Source organism: Streptomyces sp. NPDC002537 (assembly GCF_053594975.1).
This window is the reverse complement of record NZ_JBSFWT010000003.1, coordinates 110,501-124,448: the sequence shown is the minus strand read 5'-3', so window position 1 is coordinate 124,448 and position 13,948 is coordinate 110,501. Positions and strand designations below refer to the sequence as shown.

Here is a 13,948-nt window from a genome sequence, read left to right as displayed (position 1 = left end):
TACGGGGCCACCGGTACGGGGTCGGTGGGCGGGGTCAGTGGGCGGGGGCGACGGCCACCGCCATGGTCATCGTCACGTCCTCCGTGCCGCTGTTGCGGTAGGTGTGCGGGACCGCGCCGTCGAAGGTCGCGGAGGTCCCGGCGGGTACGGCGTACTCCTCGCCGTCCACGACGAGCGTGAGCTCACCGGCCGTCACCGTGAGCAGCTCGACCGTGCCGGGCGGATGGGGGTCCGAGTCGTTGCTCTCGCCGGGGACGATGCGCCAGTCCCACAGCTCCAGCGGCCCCCGGCCCTGGGCGCCGACGAGCAGCGTGGTGTGGCTGCCCGCCGCCGTCGACCACATGCGCACCGCCTCGCCCCCGGGCACCAGCCGGACCCGTGCTCCCCGTTCCTGGTCCAGGAGGGTGGTGATGCTGACGCCGAGCGCGTCGGCGAGCTTCACGGTCGTCCCGACGCTGGGATTGGTGCGGGCCTGCTCGATCTGGATGATCATGCCGCGGCTGACCCCCGAGCGGGCCGCCAGGGCGTCCAGGGTGAGGTGGCGCTCGCCGCGCCAGCGCTTGAGGTTGCGGGCGAGCGACTGTGTGAGCTGATCGAGGTCCGTCACCGTCTCCAGTCTTCCCCTGAGTCCCTAAGTTCAATATCTTCTTGGCGTGGTCGAATGTATTGCACTACGGTGCGCTGTACTGCACTGTTCAGCACACTGTACTGCGAGGTCTCTTCCATGACAGCGGTCTTCGCCTTGACCACCAGTCTCCTCTGGGGGCTGGCCGACTTCGGCGGCGGGCTGCTCACCCGCCGCATCCCCGCCCTGACGGTGGTCCTCGTCTCCCAGCTGCTGGCCGTCGGCGTGCTGGGCGCGGTCGTCGTCGCCACCGGCGGCTGGACCGAGACCGGGCCCCGGCTGTGGTTCGCGGCGGCCGCCGGCCTGATCGGCCCGGCGGCGATGCTCGCCTTCTACCGCGCGCTGGCCCTCGGGCCGATGGGCGTCGTCGCGCCCCTCGGCGCGCTCGGCGGCGTCGCGGTCCCGGTCGGTGTCGGCATCGCCGTCGGAGAGCGGCCCGGATTCCTCCAGTTCGCCGGGATCGCGGTGGCCGTCGGCGGGGTCGTCCTCTCCAGCGGCCCGGCGCGCGGCGGCGCGCCCGTCCAGCGGCAGACGCTGGTGCTCACCCTGGGCGCCGCCCTCGGCTTCGGCGCGGTCATGGCCCTGATCGCGGAGGCGTCGACCACGCTGACCGGGCTCTTCCTCGCGCTCTTCGTCCAGCGCGTCTGCAACGTCCTGGTGGGCGGCACCGCGCTCTGGGCGTCCGTGCGGCGCGGCGACACGGTCCTCCCGGCCGGGGGGTTCGGGGCGCTGCGGGCCGCGCTGCCCGCGCTGGCCTTCGTCGGACTCGCGGACGTGGCGGCGAACGGCACGTACAACCTGGCCGCGCGGAGCGGGCCGGTGACCGTCGCCGCGGTGCTCGCCTCCCTCTACCCGGTGGTGACCGCGCTGGCCGCCCGGGGCGTACTCAGCGAACGGCTGCGCACGGTGCAGGCGGCCGGTGCCGGGCTGGCGCTGGTGGGCACGGTGCTGCTCGCCGCGGGCTGACCGCCCGGCGGCGCCCGGAGGACAAGGTGTGTCCGACACGGACCGGCCGTGACCGGACCCTGCCGTGGCCGGTATCCGGCCGGTACCGTGGAGCCATGCCGGCTCTCAGCATTGAATTCACGGATGAGGAGCTCGCGGCGATCCGTGAGGCCGCCGCCGCCGACGGGAAGAGCATCAAGGCGTATGTGCACGATCTCTCCGTGCGCGAACAGCAGCGACGCCGCTTCGTCGAGCGTGCCGCCAAGTTCTGGAACGAACACATAGCGGAATTCGACGCCGCCTTCCCCGAGGAGGCCCCTCAGTCCGAGGGCGGTGCGGCTGCCTGATGACGCTGCTCATCGATCTGCCCTGGCTCCTGGGCGTACAGGAGCAGAAGCTGTACGAAGAGCCCGCCGTCCACGACTACACCGCCCTCGAAGCCGCGGTCTCCCGGCACGCCTTCGACGTCGCGAAGTTCGACCACGAGCCCGACGCCGCCTGGCGCGCCGCCGCCCTGATGCACACCCTGGTCCGGCTCCAGCCGCTGCCGGTGCGCAGCAGCCTCTACGCCTGCATGGTCGTCGTCGCCTACATGGCCGCCGCGGGCGAGGGTATCGACCCGCCCTACGGGTCCATAGTGGACCTCGCCCGCGACATCAAGGAGTACCGCGTCGACGTCTACGAGTGCGCCGACCGCATCCGCACCTGGCGCATCTGACGGGGGCGGGCCCGGGGGCCCGCCCCCGCGCGGCGTCAGAGCGCCGAGAGCTCCGCGAGCAGGTCGTCCAGGCCCAGCGACCCCTGCGACAGCGCCGCCATGTGCCACGCCTTCGTGTCGAACGCGTCACCGTGCGCCTTGCGGGCCGCGTCGCGCCCGGCCAGCCAGGCGCGCTCGCCCAGCTTGTAGCCGATCGCCTGGCCCGGCATGCCGAGGTAGCGCACCAGCTCGCTGTCGACGAAGGCGGCGGGGCGCCCGCTGTGCATCCCGAAGAACTCCCGCGCCAGCTCGGGCGTCCACCGCTCGCCGGGGTGGAACGGCGAGTGCCCGGGGATCTCCAGCTCCAGGTGCATGCCGATGTCGACGATCACCCGCGTGGAGCGCATCATCTGGGCGTCCAGGTAGCCCAGCCGCCGCCCGGGGTCGGTGAGGAAGCCCAGCTCGTCCATGAGCCGCTCCGCGTACAGCGCCCAGCCCTCGCAGTTGGCGCTCACATGGCCGACCGTGGTCTGGTAGCGGGAGAGCCGGTCCGCCACATGCGTCCACTGCGCGAGCTGGAGGTGGTGGCCGGGCACGCCCTCGTGGTACCAGGTGGACACCAGGTCGTACTCCGGGAACCGGGTCTCGCCCATCGTCGGCAGCCAGGTCCGGCCGGGGCGCGAGAAGTCCTCCGACGGCGAGGTGTAGTACGGGGCGGCGGCGCCGCCGGGGGGCGCGATGCGGGACTCCACGCGCTTGACCCGCTCGGCGAGTTCGAAATGGGTGCCGTCCAGCGCCTCGATGGCCTCGTCCATCAGCCCCTGCAGCCACTCGCGGACCTCGTCGACGCCCTCGATGTGCGGGCCGTGGGCGTCGAGGTGGGCCAGCGCCTCCCACGGGGTCCGCGCGCCCGGCAGGATCTTCTCCGCCTCCCCGCGCATCTCGCCGAGGAGGCGGTGGAACTCCGACCAGCCGTACGCGTACGCCTCGTCGAGGTCGAGGTCGGTGCCGTTCCACAGGCGCGACCAGCGTGCGTAGCGCTCGCGGCCCACCACCTCGGGGGCACCCTCGACGCCCGGGGCGTAGACGTCGCGCAGCCAGTCGCGCAGCGCGGCCAGCCCCGCCGTCGCGGCGAGGGCGCTCTCCCGCAGCTCGCCGCGCAGCTCCTCGGGGCCCTGCGCGGCGAACTCCGCGAACCAGCCGCCGTCCGTTCCGATCCACTCGTCCAACTGTCCGAGGACGGTGGTCACTTGGCGCGGGCCGGCGGGCAGCTTCCGGTCGAGGCCCTCGGCGAGCGACCGGCGGTAGGACTCCAGCGCGGCCGGGACGGCCCGCAGGCGCTCGGCGATCGCCGACCAGTCCTCGGCGCTCTCCGTCGGCATGATGGAGAACGTGTGCCGCACCTCGTGCAGCGGCGAGTGGATGTTGCTGACCGCCCGCAGGTGTTCGCCCGCCTCGTGCACGGCGAGTTCGGCCGTCAGCCGCTCCCGCAGCAGCCGGGCGCAGCGCCGCTCGACGTCGCTGTCCGCGCCCGGCAGCCGTTCGGCCTCGGCGAGCCGGTCGAGGGTCGTGCGGGCCAGGTCCGCGAACTCCCGCCGGCCCGCGGGCGAGAAGTCGGGCAGCCGCTGTGCGGACTCCGCCACGCCGAGATAGGTGCCGGTGAGCGGGTCGAGTGCGACGAAAGCGTCGACGTAGGCGTCGGCGACCTGACGGGGGAGGAGTTCAGTGGTGTTCTTCGGCATGCGCTCATCCTCGTACGGCCGGGGCCGTCGCGTCATCGGCATCTCGGTTCCGGATCGGGAGACGGGGGCCGAATTGTCGGTGCTTGTGGGCAGTTGGGCCTGCGCGGGGTCCGGTCAGTCGTCCGCCGACCTGTCCGCGCGGGTCCGTGCGACGGCCGGAACCGGCGCGGGGGAGAGCCGTGCCGTGATGACGAGCGTGCCCTCCTCGACGAGGTAGTCCAGCGGCAGGCCCATCGCGCGCATCGACGCCACCATCGCGGTGTTGGAGGCCTGGGTGACGGCGTAGATGCTCTCGCACCCGGCCTCGGCGGCCATGGCCACCAGCGTGCCGAGCAGTTCGCCGCCGACACCGCGGCGCTGCCACGCGTCCTCGACGAGCAGGGCCACCTCGGTCTCCTCGCCGTCCCACAGCAGGTGCGCGAGGGCGACCAGCCTGCCGGAGGCCGTGTAGGCGGCCAGGGTGCGGCCGAAGCGGGGGCTCAGCAGGTGGCGGAGATAGCGGTCGGCGTCACCGACCGGACCGTGGTAGCGCAGGGACAGCGTCCGGGGGGAGCAGCGTTCGTGCATCTCCCGCGCGGCCGCGAGGTCTTCCGGGCCCGCGCGGCGCACGGTGATCTCATCGCCCTCGGGCAGCGTCAGCACGTCGCTGCGCGGCGGGACGCGCGGCCCGAGGCGGGCGTCGAGCTCGACCAGGGCGCGGGCCCGCGCGAACTCGGTGGGGGTGAAGGGCAGATAGGGGCGCTCTATGGTGATCGAGCCGCCGGACGGGTCGCGCAGCCGCATCACCGTCTCCTCCCACTGCCCCTCCGGCGGCACCGCCGGGTCCGGGCCGCCGTCGCGCGCGGGTACCGAGCGGATGGTGCAGCGGCCGAACAACTGCCGCAGGGCGAGCGGGAGCTCCGCCGGATCGAGGGCCGTGCGGGTGGCGAGGGTGAGCGCCCTGGTCGGGGCGTCGACGAGGTCGTGGGCGTCGGCGCGCTCCAGCCAGGTGCCGCTGCCCCCGCCCGCGGTGGCGGCGTCCGACAGCTCCTTGGAGGCCAGCGCGCCCGGGGCGCGCAGCAGGAGCTCGTCCACGGCGCCGTCGGCCAGCGGGTGCGTCTGGAGGGAGAGGATGTCGACGCCCTGGCGGGCCAGGGCCACGCACAGCGCGGCGAGGCTGCCGGGCTCGTCGCGGACGGTCGTGCGCATCCGCCAGAGGGCGGTGTCCGTTCCCGCGCCGTCCTGTCCGGCGGCGGGCGCGGTCGCCGGGGTGCCGCCGGGCGGGGCCGGGGGAGCGTGGCCGTGCCGCCGCGCCCACCAGGTGTGGAAGCCGGTCGTGGCCAGCAGCGCGGCGGCCGACGCGACCAGCAGGACCGGACCGTCCGGGCCGTGCGCGACCGCGTTGGCCACGGAGTCGGCGGCGGCGACCGCGGTGAACACGGCGGCCAGCTCTGCCAGATCCCGCCGCCAGCGGTGCGGCGCGTGAGCGCCCTTCGCACGGGTCTCGTCAGTCATGGGCCCACCCTGACCGAGTGGTGTTGCGTGATCACGAACGGCTTGTGACCGATGGGTTAAGTGCGTTCTTGTTGCCAACTGTCCAGTTTTACCGGGCACCTTTACTGGGCGTCGTTCACCGATCGCCGTTCACTGGCCCTCGCCCGAGCGGAGGTCGGCCAGCGCCTCCTCGATCCCGCGATGGAACGTCGGATAGGCGTAGATCATGTGACGCAGGGCCTCGACCGGCACCTCCGCCTGGACCGCCACCGCGAGGCCGTACATCACCTCGCCGCCCGTCGGGCCCGCCGTGGTCGCCCCGACCAGCACCCCCCGGTCCACGTCCTCCACCAGCTTGACCAGGCCCTCGTTGCCCGCCTTGTGGATCCAGCCGCGCGTCGAGGAGGGCACCCGCGCCAGGCCCGTGCGCACCCGCAGACCCCGCTCCCGGGCCTGATGCTCCGTCAGGCCGACGGCGCCGACCTCCGGGTCGGTGAACGTCACCCGCGGCAGGGCCCGGTAGTCGGCCTCGGGCCCCGGCTCGCCCAGCACCGCGCGGATCACGATCTCCGCCTCGTACATCGCGATGTGGGTGAACGCGCCGTGCCCCGTCACATCCCCCACGCCCCACAGCGCGGGCGCGGCCAGCAGCCTGCCGTCCACCTTCAGCGACCGTGCCCCGGGGTCGAGTCCCACCGTCTCCAGGCCCAGCTCCGAGAGGTCCACCCGGCGGCCCGTGGCCACCAATAGTTGACGGGCCGTCAGCTCGGCGCCGTCCTCCAGCACGAGCGTGAACGCGTCCCCGTCGTGGCGCGCCCCGGCCGCCCGCGCGCCCGTCCGGACGGTCAGGCCCTCCCGGCGCAGCACCTCCGCCAGCAGCTCGCCCGCCTCCGGCTCCTCGGCGGGCAGCAGCCCCGCCATGGCCTCCACGACCTCCACCCGGGTGCCGAACCGGGCGTAGACCTGCGCGAGTTCCAGGCCGATGGCCCCGCCGCCGAGCACGAGCAGCGAGTCCGGCGGCTCCTTCGCGGCGATCGCGTCGCGATTGGTCCAGTACGGCACACCGTCCAGGCCCGGCACCGGCGGCACGGACGGCTTCGTACCGGTCGCGACCACCACCCCGCGGCGGGCCTCGAAGACCCGGCCACCGGCCTCCACCCGGCCGGGCCCGGCCAGCTTCCCCCGGCCCCGGACCAGCGTGCCGCCCTTGCCGGTGAAGCGGTCGGCCGCCACCCGGTCGTTCCAGTCGTCGGTGGCCTCGTCGCGGATCCGTCCCGCCACCGGTGCCCAGTCCGGCGTCACCCGCGCGTCCCCGGCCATACCGGGGATGCGGCGCCCCTCCGCCAGCAGGTTCCCGGCCCGGATCATCATCTTGCTCGGGATGCACCCCCAGTACGGGCACTCGCCGCCGACCAGCTCCGCCTCGACACCCACCACGTCCAGCCCGGCCTCGGCGAGCCGGCCCGCCACGTGCTCGCCGCCCGGCCCCATGCCGATGACGACCACATCCACCTGTTCGGCATCCACCTGTCCGGCCATGGCACCGCACCTCCGCTAGCGTCCCCGGGTGTGGGCACCACCTTCCCACCGGCCCGCGACGGCGTCACCGTCCGACGCGCCCCGGCCGGAGCGCCTTCGGGACCCAGGACCGGGGACCCCTCGGTCCGGGCGGGTTTCCCGCGCACCGCCGGGTGATCCCCGTCTCGTAGCAACGCACGAACCGTGCTGAGGCGCTGGCCTGCGTAAACCGCCAGTAGACTCTGGACGCGTGACAGCTGCGTCTTTGAAGCCCCGCATTCCCAACGTCCTCGCCGGCCGCTACGCGTCCACCGAGCTGGCCGTCCTGTGGTCCCCCGAGTACAAGGTCACGCTGGAGCGGAAGCTCTGGCTCGCCGTACTGCGCGCCCAGAAGGACCTGGGCATCGAGGTGCCGGACGCTGCGCTCGCCGACTACGAGCGGGTCCTGGACCAGGTCGACCTGGCCTCGATCGCCGAGCGCGAGAAGGTCACCCGCCACGACGTGAAGGCCCGGATCGAGGAGTTCAACGCCCTCGCCGGACACGAGCACGTCCACAAGGGCATGACCTCCCGCGACCTCACGGAGAACGTCGAGCAGCTCCAGATCCGGCTGTCGCTGGAGCTCGTCCGCGACCGTGCCGTCGCCGTGCTGGCCCGGCTGGGCAAGCTGGCCGGCGAGCACGCCGAGCTGGTCATGGCGGGCCGCTCGCACAATGTCGCCGCCCAGGCCACCACCCTCGGCAAGCGCTTCGCCACCACCGCCGACGAACTGCTGGTCGCCTACGGCCGCCTCGAGGAGCTCCTCGGCCGCTACCCGCTGCGCGGCATCAAGGGCCCGGTCGGCACCGCACAGGACATGCTCGACCTGCTCGGCGGCGACGCCGCGAAGCTGGACGAGCTGGAGCGGCGGATCGCGGGCCACCTCGGCTTCGCGCACGCCTTCACCTCCGTCGGCCAGGTCTACCCGCGCTCCCTCGACTACGACGTGGTCACCGCGCTGGTGCAGCTCGCCGCCGCCCCCTCCTCGCTCGCCAAGACGATCCGGCTGATGGCCGGGCACGAGCTGGTCACCGAGGGCTTCAAGCCGGGCCAGGTCGGCTCGTCCGCGATGCCGCACAAGATGAACACCCGCTCCTGCGAGCGCGTCAACGGCCTGATGGTCATCCTCCGCGGCTACGCCTCGATGACCGGCGAGCTCGCGGGCGACCAGTGGAACGAGGGCGACGTGTCCTGCTCGGTGGTGCGCCGCGTCGCGCTGCCGGACGCGTTCTTCGCGCTCGACGGCCTGCTGGAGACCTTCCTGACCGTCCTCGACGAGTTCGGCGCCTTCCCCGCGGTCGTCGCCCGCGAGCTGGACCGCTACCTGCCCTTCCTCGCCACCACCAAGGTGCTGATGGCGGCGGTACGGGCCGGGGTCGGCCGGGAGGTCGCGCACGAGGCCATCAAGGAGCACGCGGTCGCGTCCGCGCTGGCCATGCGGGAGCAGGGAGCCGAGCGCAACGAACTGCTCGACAAGCTGGCCGCCGACGACCGCATCCCGCTGGACCGCGCCGGTCTGGACGCCCTGATGGCGGACAAGCTCTCCTTCAGCGGCGCCGCCGCCGACCAGGTCGGCCTGGTCGTGGCCCGGATCGAGGAGATCGCCAAGCGGCACCCGGAGGCGGCCGCCTACACGCCGGGCGCGATCCTCTAGCCCCGGCGACCCCTTCGGTCACGCCCTTGCCGCCCGTGGCGGTGCCCTCCTCCGGGAGGACACCGCCACGGGCGGCCCGCGTTCCGGGCCCGGCCGCGCCGTACCACCGGAGGAAGAAGTCCGGAATGTACCGTTCTGCGTGGTCTCATCGGATGTCCGACACCAGGAGGCGGCCGTGCTCAAGGGATTCAAGAACTTCATCATGCGCGGTGACATCGTCACCGTGGCCGTGGGACTGATCATCGCCCTCGCGTTCAGCACGCTCATCAAGGCGTTCACGGACTTCGTGGTCAACCCCGTCATCACGCGTGCCCAGGGCGGCCGTTCGATGGGGCTCGGCTGGCAGCTCGGCAGGCCGGGCAACCGGTCCACCTATCTCGACCTGGGCTCGTTCCTCTCCGCGGTCGTGTACTTCCTCATCTTCATGGCCGTCGTCTACTTCCTGATCGTCGTCCCCTACAAGCACGTCCAGGCCCGGCGCGGCCAGGTCGTCTTCGGCGAGCCCGGCCCCCTCAAGACCTGCCCGGCCTGCCTCTCCGAGGACATCCCGGAAGCGGCGCGCAAGTGCAGGTACTGCGGCACGGACCAGCCGGCGCCGGGCGGTGCGCGGCCCGTCTAGGCTGTACGGGGCACGGGGGAGGAGCCCCGCACGTGACGGAGGGGCGCACAGTGATAGGCGACGTGATCGCGCAGGATCTGCGCGTGCTGTTCTGCGGCATCAACCCGGGGCTGATGTCGGAGGCCACCGGCCACCACTTCGCCCGCCCGGGAAACCGGTTCTGGCCCGTCCTCCACCTCTCCGGCTTCACTCCGCGCCGCCTTGCACCGGCCGAGCAGGACGAACTCCTCACATACGGCCTGGGCATCACCAACGTCGTCGCCCGCCCGTCGGCGCGGGCCGACGAACTGAGCGACGAGGAGTTCCGCGAGGGCGGGATCGTCCTCACCGAGAAGGTCCGGCGGCTCCGCCCGCAGTGGCTGGCCGTCGTCGGTGTCACCGCGTACCGCGTCGCCTTCGACGACAAGCGCGCCCGGATCGGCCGCCAGGAGCGCACCATCGGCGACACCCGGATCTGGGTGCTCCCCAACCCCAGCGGCCTCAATGCCCATTGGCCGCTCCCGAAGATGGCCGAGGAGTTCGGCCGACTGCGGGCCGCCACCGAGGCCTCCGGCTGACGAGGGGACCACGGGCCTGCCGCCGGGACGGTGAAGACATACGTCGGTGCCGAGCTACGAGCCCGGGATCCGTCACCCCCGGTGAGGTCCCGAGGCTCGCCGCCCCCGACCGCACCGGATACCATCCGACCCGACAGCAAAGAGCGCGCAAAGCGAGGAGGCGGCACGTTGGGGCGGCTCACCGGCGGGGACCCGTCCCTGCTGCGGCGGATCAATTCGGCCGTGGTGCTCCACGCGCTGCGCGCGGCGGCGCCGCCCGCCGCACCCACGCTCACCGACCTGACCAAGGTGACGGGCCTGTCCCGGCCGACCGTCGAGGGCGTGGTCGAGGGACTGATGGAGTCCGGCCTGGTCGTGGAGGTGCCCGCCGAGGAGGGCGAGGCCCGGCGCCAGGGCCGGCCGGCCCGGCGCTTCCGCTTCCGTGCCGAGGCCGGTCACCTCATGGGCATCGAGATCGGCCCGCACCGCATCGCGGCGCTGATGGCCGACCTCGGCGGGCGCGTCATGGGCTCGGCGTCCCTGGACGTCTCGGAGACCGCCTCGGCGGACGAGCGCCTGGGGTGCGTGCGGGTCGCGGTCGCCGACCTGCTGGAGCGCTCCGGCGTGCCCCGCAGCCGGCTGCGGGCCGTGGGCGTGGCCAGCCCGGGGATCGTGGAGGCCGACGGCACCGTGCGTCTCGGCACGGCCCTGCCGGGCTGGACCGGACTGCCCCTCGGGGAGCGGCTGCAGCGCTCGTTCCGCTGCCCGGTGCTGGTCGAGAACGACGCCAACGCGGCGGCCGTGGCGGAGCACTGGAAGGGCGCGGCCACCGGCTCGGACGACATCGTCTTCGTCCTGGCGGGGCTGAGCCCGGGAGCCGGTTCGCTGATCGGCGGCCGGCTGCACCGGGGGTACGGGGGCGCCGCCGGGGAGATCGGCGCACTGCACCTGCTGGGCCGGGAGGCCACCCCGGAAGAGGTGCTGTCCACCACGGGCGAGCCCCTGCACCCGCTGGACGAGGCACAGGTGGCGCGGGTCTTCACCCTCGCACGGGAGGGCGACGAGCGGGCCGGGGAGGCCGTGGACCGGTTCATGCGGCGGCTCGTGCACGACGTCGCGGCGCTCGTCCTGGCCCTCGACCCGGAGCTGGTCGTGGTGGGCGGCTGGGCCGCGGGCCTGGACGGCGTGCTGGAACCCCTGCGCGCGGAACTGGCCCGCTACTGCCTGCGCCCGCCGAAGGTGGCGCAGTCGCTGCTGGGCGAGGCTGCGGTGGCGACGGGCGCGCTGCGCCTGGCTCTCGACCACGTGGAGGAGCAACTCTTCGCGGTCGAGAGCACGGTGACGGCACGTCGCTGACGGGCGGCACCCGGGGACCGCCCCGGGTCAGCCCGCGAGCAGCTGCTCCGCGGAGTCGCCGAAGGTGAGCCGGCAGGTGTCCGCCCGGTACGTGGCCACGGACAGCGCGGCCGTGCGGCCCTCCGTGACATAGCGGGTGGTGACGACGAGCACGGGCGCGCCCGGCAGCCGGTCGAGCTGCTTCGCGTCGTCGGCGCGGGCGGAGCCGAGCTCCACGGCCCGGTCCTGCCCGTCGAGCTCCAGGCGCTGCAACTCGCGGAGCACCGCGCGGGCACGGGCCGCGCCCGACGGCGCGTCGATGCCCGTGAGACCGGGGACGCTGCTCAGCGGCACGTACAGCAACTCGGCGGCCACGGGCTGGCCGTGGGTCCGGCGCGTACGGCGGACGGTGTGCACGGGCTCGCCGCCGCCGGTGCCGAGGAGGCGGGCGACGGCCGCGGGCGGGGCCACCGTGGCACAGTCGGCGGCCTGCCAGGCGTCGGGGCCGGAACCGGGCCAGGAGTGCCCGGCGTCGCCGACGGCCACGCCCACGCGCGGCGGGGCGACGGTGGTGCCGACGCCGCGGCGCCGCTGCAGCCGCCCCTCCAGCTCCAGTTGTTCGAGGGCCTGCCGGAGCGTGGCCCGCGCGACGCCGAAGCGGGCCGCGAGTTCGCGCTCGTTCGGCAGGATCTCGCCCACCGCGAACTCGGAGTCGAGTGCGTCGGTGAGCACGGTCTTCAGGTGCCAGTACTTGGGCTCCGGCACCGTGTCCAGCTGCGTGGTCCCCACCCTGATCCTCCGCAAAGGCTTTTCGCGCGCTTCTTTATTAAAGGTTGTTGCAGTATGCCTGCGACCATAAGGCGGCACACAGACTTGGTCAAGACCAATGCCGTGATTGTCGGACCGGTCGGTTACGGTCGTCGATCATCGGAGTGTGCTGGGGAAGGCGGACGTATGGCTCAGGTCACCGTGGTGACGGGCGGCAGCAGGGGGATCGGCGCGGCGGTGGCGGTGCGCCTCGCCCGCGCCGGGCACGCCGTCGGCATCGGTTACGAACGGGACCGGGAGGCCGCCGAGGAGACGGCCGCCAAGGTGCGTGCCGAGGGCGTCGCCTGTGCGGCCGTGCGGGCCGACACCAGCGACGAGGCCGATGTCGACCGGCTGTTCGCCACTGTGCGGGAGCAACTGGGGCCGGTCACCGGGCTGGTCAACAACGCGGGGATCACCGGTCTCCTGGGCCGGTTCACCGAGACGCCGGTCGAGCGGATGCGCCGGGTCGTCGACGTGAACGTGATGGGCGCGCTGATCTGCGCCCGGCGGGCCGCCCTGGAGATGTCGACCCGGCACGGCGGCGCGGGCGGCGCCATCGTGAACATCTCCTCCGCCGCGGCCACCCTGGGCGGCCCCGGCGAGTACGTGCACTACGGGGCGAGCAAGGCGGCCGTCGACACGATCACGGCGGGGCTCTCCAAGGAGCTCGCCACCGAGGGCATACGCGTCAATTCCGTACAGCCCGGCATGGTCCTCACGGACATCCACGCCGCGATGGGCGACGCGGAGCGGCCGTGGCGGGTCGCCGACCGGGTGCCGATGGGCCGCCCCGCCGAGCCCGAGGAGATCGCCGGAGCGGTGGCCTGGCTGCTGTCGCCGGAGGCGTCGTACACCACGGGCGCGGTGCTGCGCGTGGCGGGCGGGCTGTAAAGGCCGCACGGGGTCACGGCGCGAGCCCGGTGAGCTTGTCGGGGTTCCGCTGGATGTAGACGGCCGCGATCCGCCCGTCCGCGGAGAGCTCCAGGCTGACGACGGAGTCGGGCCGCCCTCGGGACAGCACCAGCAGGGCGGGCCGCCCGTTGAGCTCCAGGAAGCGGAAGTCCGGCTCGGGCACGCCCGACTGTGCCACGGCGAAGAGGAACCGCCCGACCTTGTCCGCGGTCTCCAGGACCCGCAGCGGTGCCTTGGACTTCCCGCCGCTGTCGCCGATGAGCCGCACGTCCGGGGCCAGCAGCGCCAGCAGGCCCTCGATGCTCCCGCCGGTGGCGGCCGCGAGGAACTTCTCGGTGAGGTCCCGCTGTTGCGCGGGATCCACCCGGAAGCGCGGCTTCCGCTCGTCGACGTGGCGGCGGGCCCGCGCGGCGAGCTGTCGCACGGCCGCCTCCGAACGGTCGAGCACCCCGGCGATCTCCTGGTACGGGAACGCGAACGCCTCCCGGAGCACGAACACCGCGCGCTCCAGCGGGGAGAGCGACTCCAGGACGACCAGCACGCCGAGCGAGACCGACTCCGCGAGCACCGCGCGCTCCGCGGTGTCGGGGACGGTGTCCCCGAAGTCCGTGGCGACCGGCTCCGGGAGCCACGGCCCGACATAGGTCTCGCGCCGGGACCGCGCCTGCCGCAGCCGGTCGATCGCCAGCCGGGTGGTGATCCGCACCAGATAGCCGCGGACGTCGCGGACGTCCTCCCGGTCGGCGCGGGACCAGCGCAGCCACGCCTCCTGCACGACGTCCTCGGCGTCGGCGGCGCGGCCGAGCATGCGGTAGGCCACGCCGGTCAGGACGTCGCGGTGTGCCTCGAAGACGTCGGGCTCGGCATCACGTACGGTCACGCTCCCCATCCCACCGTGACCGGAGCGGAGTTGTCCATATGAGGTGGCTCCCACTCGGCGCGATGCCCCGGTGCGATACCCGGCCCGACGCCCCGGACGAACCCCGATCGAACAGGGTCTACCTATCGGTAATCGTTGCTGACATCCTGTCTCAATACCTCAG

General features: G+C 73.5%; 14 protein-coding genes. 8 read left to right on the top strand and 6 right to left on the bottom strand.

Going from position 1 to position 13,948, the window contains the following annotated elements:
* Window positions 1–34: 34 nt before the first annotated feature.
* Window positions 35–607: a helix-turn-helix domain-containing protein gene (locus tag ACWD4A_RS02485; protein WP_451188325.1), complete on the bottom strand. Its 573-nt coding sequence runs from the start codon at window positions 605–607 to the stop codon at window positions 35–37.
* Between the two features lie 117 nt (window positions 608–724).
* On the opposite strand from ACWD4A_RS02485, the gene ACWD4A_RS02480 reads away from it, so the two are divergent.
* The 3 genes from ACWD4A_RS02480 (at window position 725) to ACWD4A_RS02470 (ending at window position 2,288) form a co-directional block, all read left to right on the top strand.
* Entirely contained in the window at window positions 725–1,591 is an 867-nt protein-coding gene (locus ACWD4A_RS02480) for an EamA family transporter (RefSeq protein ID WP_451188322.1), read from the top strand.
* Window positions 1,592–1,686: 95 nt separating this feature from the next.
* Window positions 1,687–1,917 carry a hypothetical protein gene (locus tag ACWD4A_RS02475; protein WP_451188319.1) on the top strand — a complete coding sequence of 77 codons (231 nt, stop codon included), beginning with the start codon at window positions 1,687–1,689 and terminating at the stop codon, window positions 1,915–1,917.
* A complete protein-coding gene (locus ACWD4A_RS02470) occupies window positions 1,917–2,288 on the top strand; it encodes a toxin Doc (protein ID WP_451188316.1) in 372 nt (123 codons plus the stop codon). The genes ACWD4A_RS02475 and ACWD4A_RS02470 overlap by 1 nt, the downstream gene beginning before the upstream one ends.
* Window positions 2,289–2,323: 35 nt before the next feature.
* Here the strand turns inward: ACWD4A_RS02470 and ACWD4A_RS02465 are convergent, their stop codons facing one another.
* The 3 genes from ACWD4A_RS02465 to ACWD4A_RS02455 form a co-directional block, all read right to left on the bottom strand.
* The gene (locus ACWD4A_RS02465) at window positions 2,324–4,009 is read right to left on the bottom strand and encodes a DUF885 domain-containing protein (protein WP_451188313.1); all 1,686 of its coding nucleotides are present in this window, start codon (window positions 4,007–4,009) and stop codon (window positions 2,324–2,326) included.
* A 114-nt stretch (window positions 4,010–4,123) separates the two neighbouring features.
* Window positions 4,124–5,503, bottom strand: a complete 1,380-nt coding sequence (locus ACWD4A_RS02460; protein WP_451188310.1) for a GNAT family N-acetyltransferase — start codon at window positions 5,501–5,503, stop codon at window positions 4,124–4,126.
* 129 nt (window positions 5,504–5,632) lie between these two features.
* Entirely contained in the window at window positions 5,633–7,021 is a 1,389-nt protein-coding gene (locus tag ACWD4A_RS02455) for a dihydrolipoyl dehydrogenase family protein (RefSeq protein WP_451188307.1), read from the bottom strand.
* Window positions 7,022–7,250: 229 nt separating this feature from the next.
* Between ACWD4A_RS02455 and purB the strand changes: the two genes are divergently transcribed.
* The 4 genes from purB (at window position 7,251) to ACWD4A_RS02435 (ending at window position 11,204) form a co-directional block, all read left to right on the top strand.
* Window positions 7,251–8,693, top strand: a complete 1,443-nt coding sequence (gene purB, locus ACWD4A_RS02450; RefSeq protein ID WP_451188304.1) for an adenylosuccinate lyase — start codon at window positions 7,251–7,253, stop codon at window positions 8,691–8,693.
* 175 nt (window positions 8,694–8,868) lie between these two features.
* Window positions 8,869–9,312 carry an MscL family protein gene (locus tag ACWD4A_RS02445; protein WP_451188302.1) on the top strand — a complete coding sequence of 148 codons (444 nt, stop codon included), beginning with the start codon at window positions 8,869–8,871 and terminating at the stop codon, window positions 9,310–9,312.
* 32 nt (window positions 9,313–9,344) lie between these two features.
* Window positions 9,345–9,869 (top strand): G/U mismatch-specific DNA glycosylase, encoded by a 525-nt coding sequence (gene mug, locus ACWD4A_RS02440; protein WP_451188299.1) that lies wholly within the window; start codon window positions 9,345–9,347, stop codon window positions 9,867–9,869.
* 168 nt (window positions 9,870–10,037) lie between these two features.
* Entirely contained in the window at window positions 10,038–11,204 is a 1,167-nt protein-coding gene (locus ACWD4A_RS02435) for an ROK family protein (RefSeq protein ID WP_451188296.1), read from the top strand.
* A 27-nt stretch (window positions 11,205–11,231) separates the two neighbouring features.
* Here ACWD4A_RS02435 and ACWD4A_RS02430 read toward each other — a convergent pair whose 3' ends face one another.
* Window positions 11,232–11,972: a GntR family transcriptional regulator gene (locus tag ACWD4A_RS02430; RefSeq protein ID WP_451188293.1), complete on the bottom strand. Its 741-nt coding sequence runs from the start codon at window positions 11,970–11,972 to the stop codon at window positions 11,232–11,234.
* Between the two features lie 165 nt (window positions 11,973–12,137).
* Here ACWD4A_RS02430 and ACWD4A_RS02425 point away from each other — a divergent pair, with 165 nt between their 5' ends.
* Window positions 12,138–12,884, top strand: coding sequence for an SDR family oxidoreductase (locus tag ACWD4A_RS02425; RefSeq protein WP_451188290.1), 747 nt, complete (start codon window positions 12,138–12,140; stop codon window positions 12,882–12,884).
* Between the two features lie 13 nt (window positions 12,885–12,897).
* Here the strand turns inward: ACWD4A_RS02425 and ACWD4A_RS02420 are convergent, their stop codons facing one another.
* The gene (locus ACWD4A_RS02420) at window positions 12,898–13,785 is read right to left on the bottom strand and encodes an RNA polymerase sigma-70 factor (protein WP_451188287.1); all 888 of its coding nucleotides are present in this window, start codon (window positions 13,783–13,785) and stop codon (window positions 12,898–12,900) included.
* Window positions 13,786–13,948: the final 163 nt, after the last annotated feature.

What these genes read in the sequence shown, in the direction of transcription:
- ACWD4A_RS02480 (WP_451188322.1), top strand. Translation starts at nt 725, where the DNA reads ATGACAGCGGTCTTCGCCTTGACCACCAGTCTCCTCTGGGGGCTGGCC.
- ACWD4A_RS02475 (WP_451188319.1), top strand. Translation starts at nt 1,687, where the DNA reads ATGCCGGCTCTCAGCATTGAATTCACGGATGAGGAGCTCGCGGCGATC.
- ACWD4A_RS02470 (WP_451188316.1), top strand. Translation starts at nt 1,917, where the DNA reads ATGACGCTGCTCATCGATCTGCCCTGGCTCCTGGGCGTACAGGAGCAG.
- ACWD4A_RS02460 (WP_451188310.1), bottom strand. Translation starts at nt 5,503, where the DNA reads ATGACTGACGAGACCCGTGCGAAGGGCGCTCACGCGCCGCACCGCTGG.
- ACWD4A_RS02465 (WP_451188313.1), bottom strand. Translation starts at nt 4,009, where the DNA reads ATGCCGAAGAACACCACTGAACTCCTCCCCCGTCAGGTCGCCGACGCC.
- ACWD4A_RS02425 (WP_451188290.1), top strand. Translation starts at nt 12,138, where the DNA reads ATGGCTCAGGTCACCGTGGTGACGGGCGGCAGCAGGGGGATCGGCGCG.
- ACWD4A_RS02455 (WP_451188307.1), bottom strand. Translation starts at nt 7,021, where the DNA reads ATGGCCGGACAGGTGGATGCCGAACAGGTGGATGTGGTCGTCATCGGC.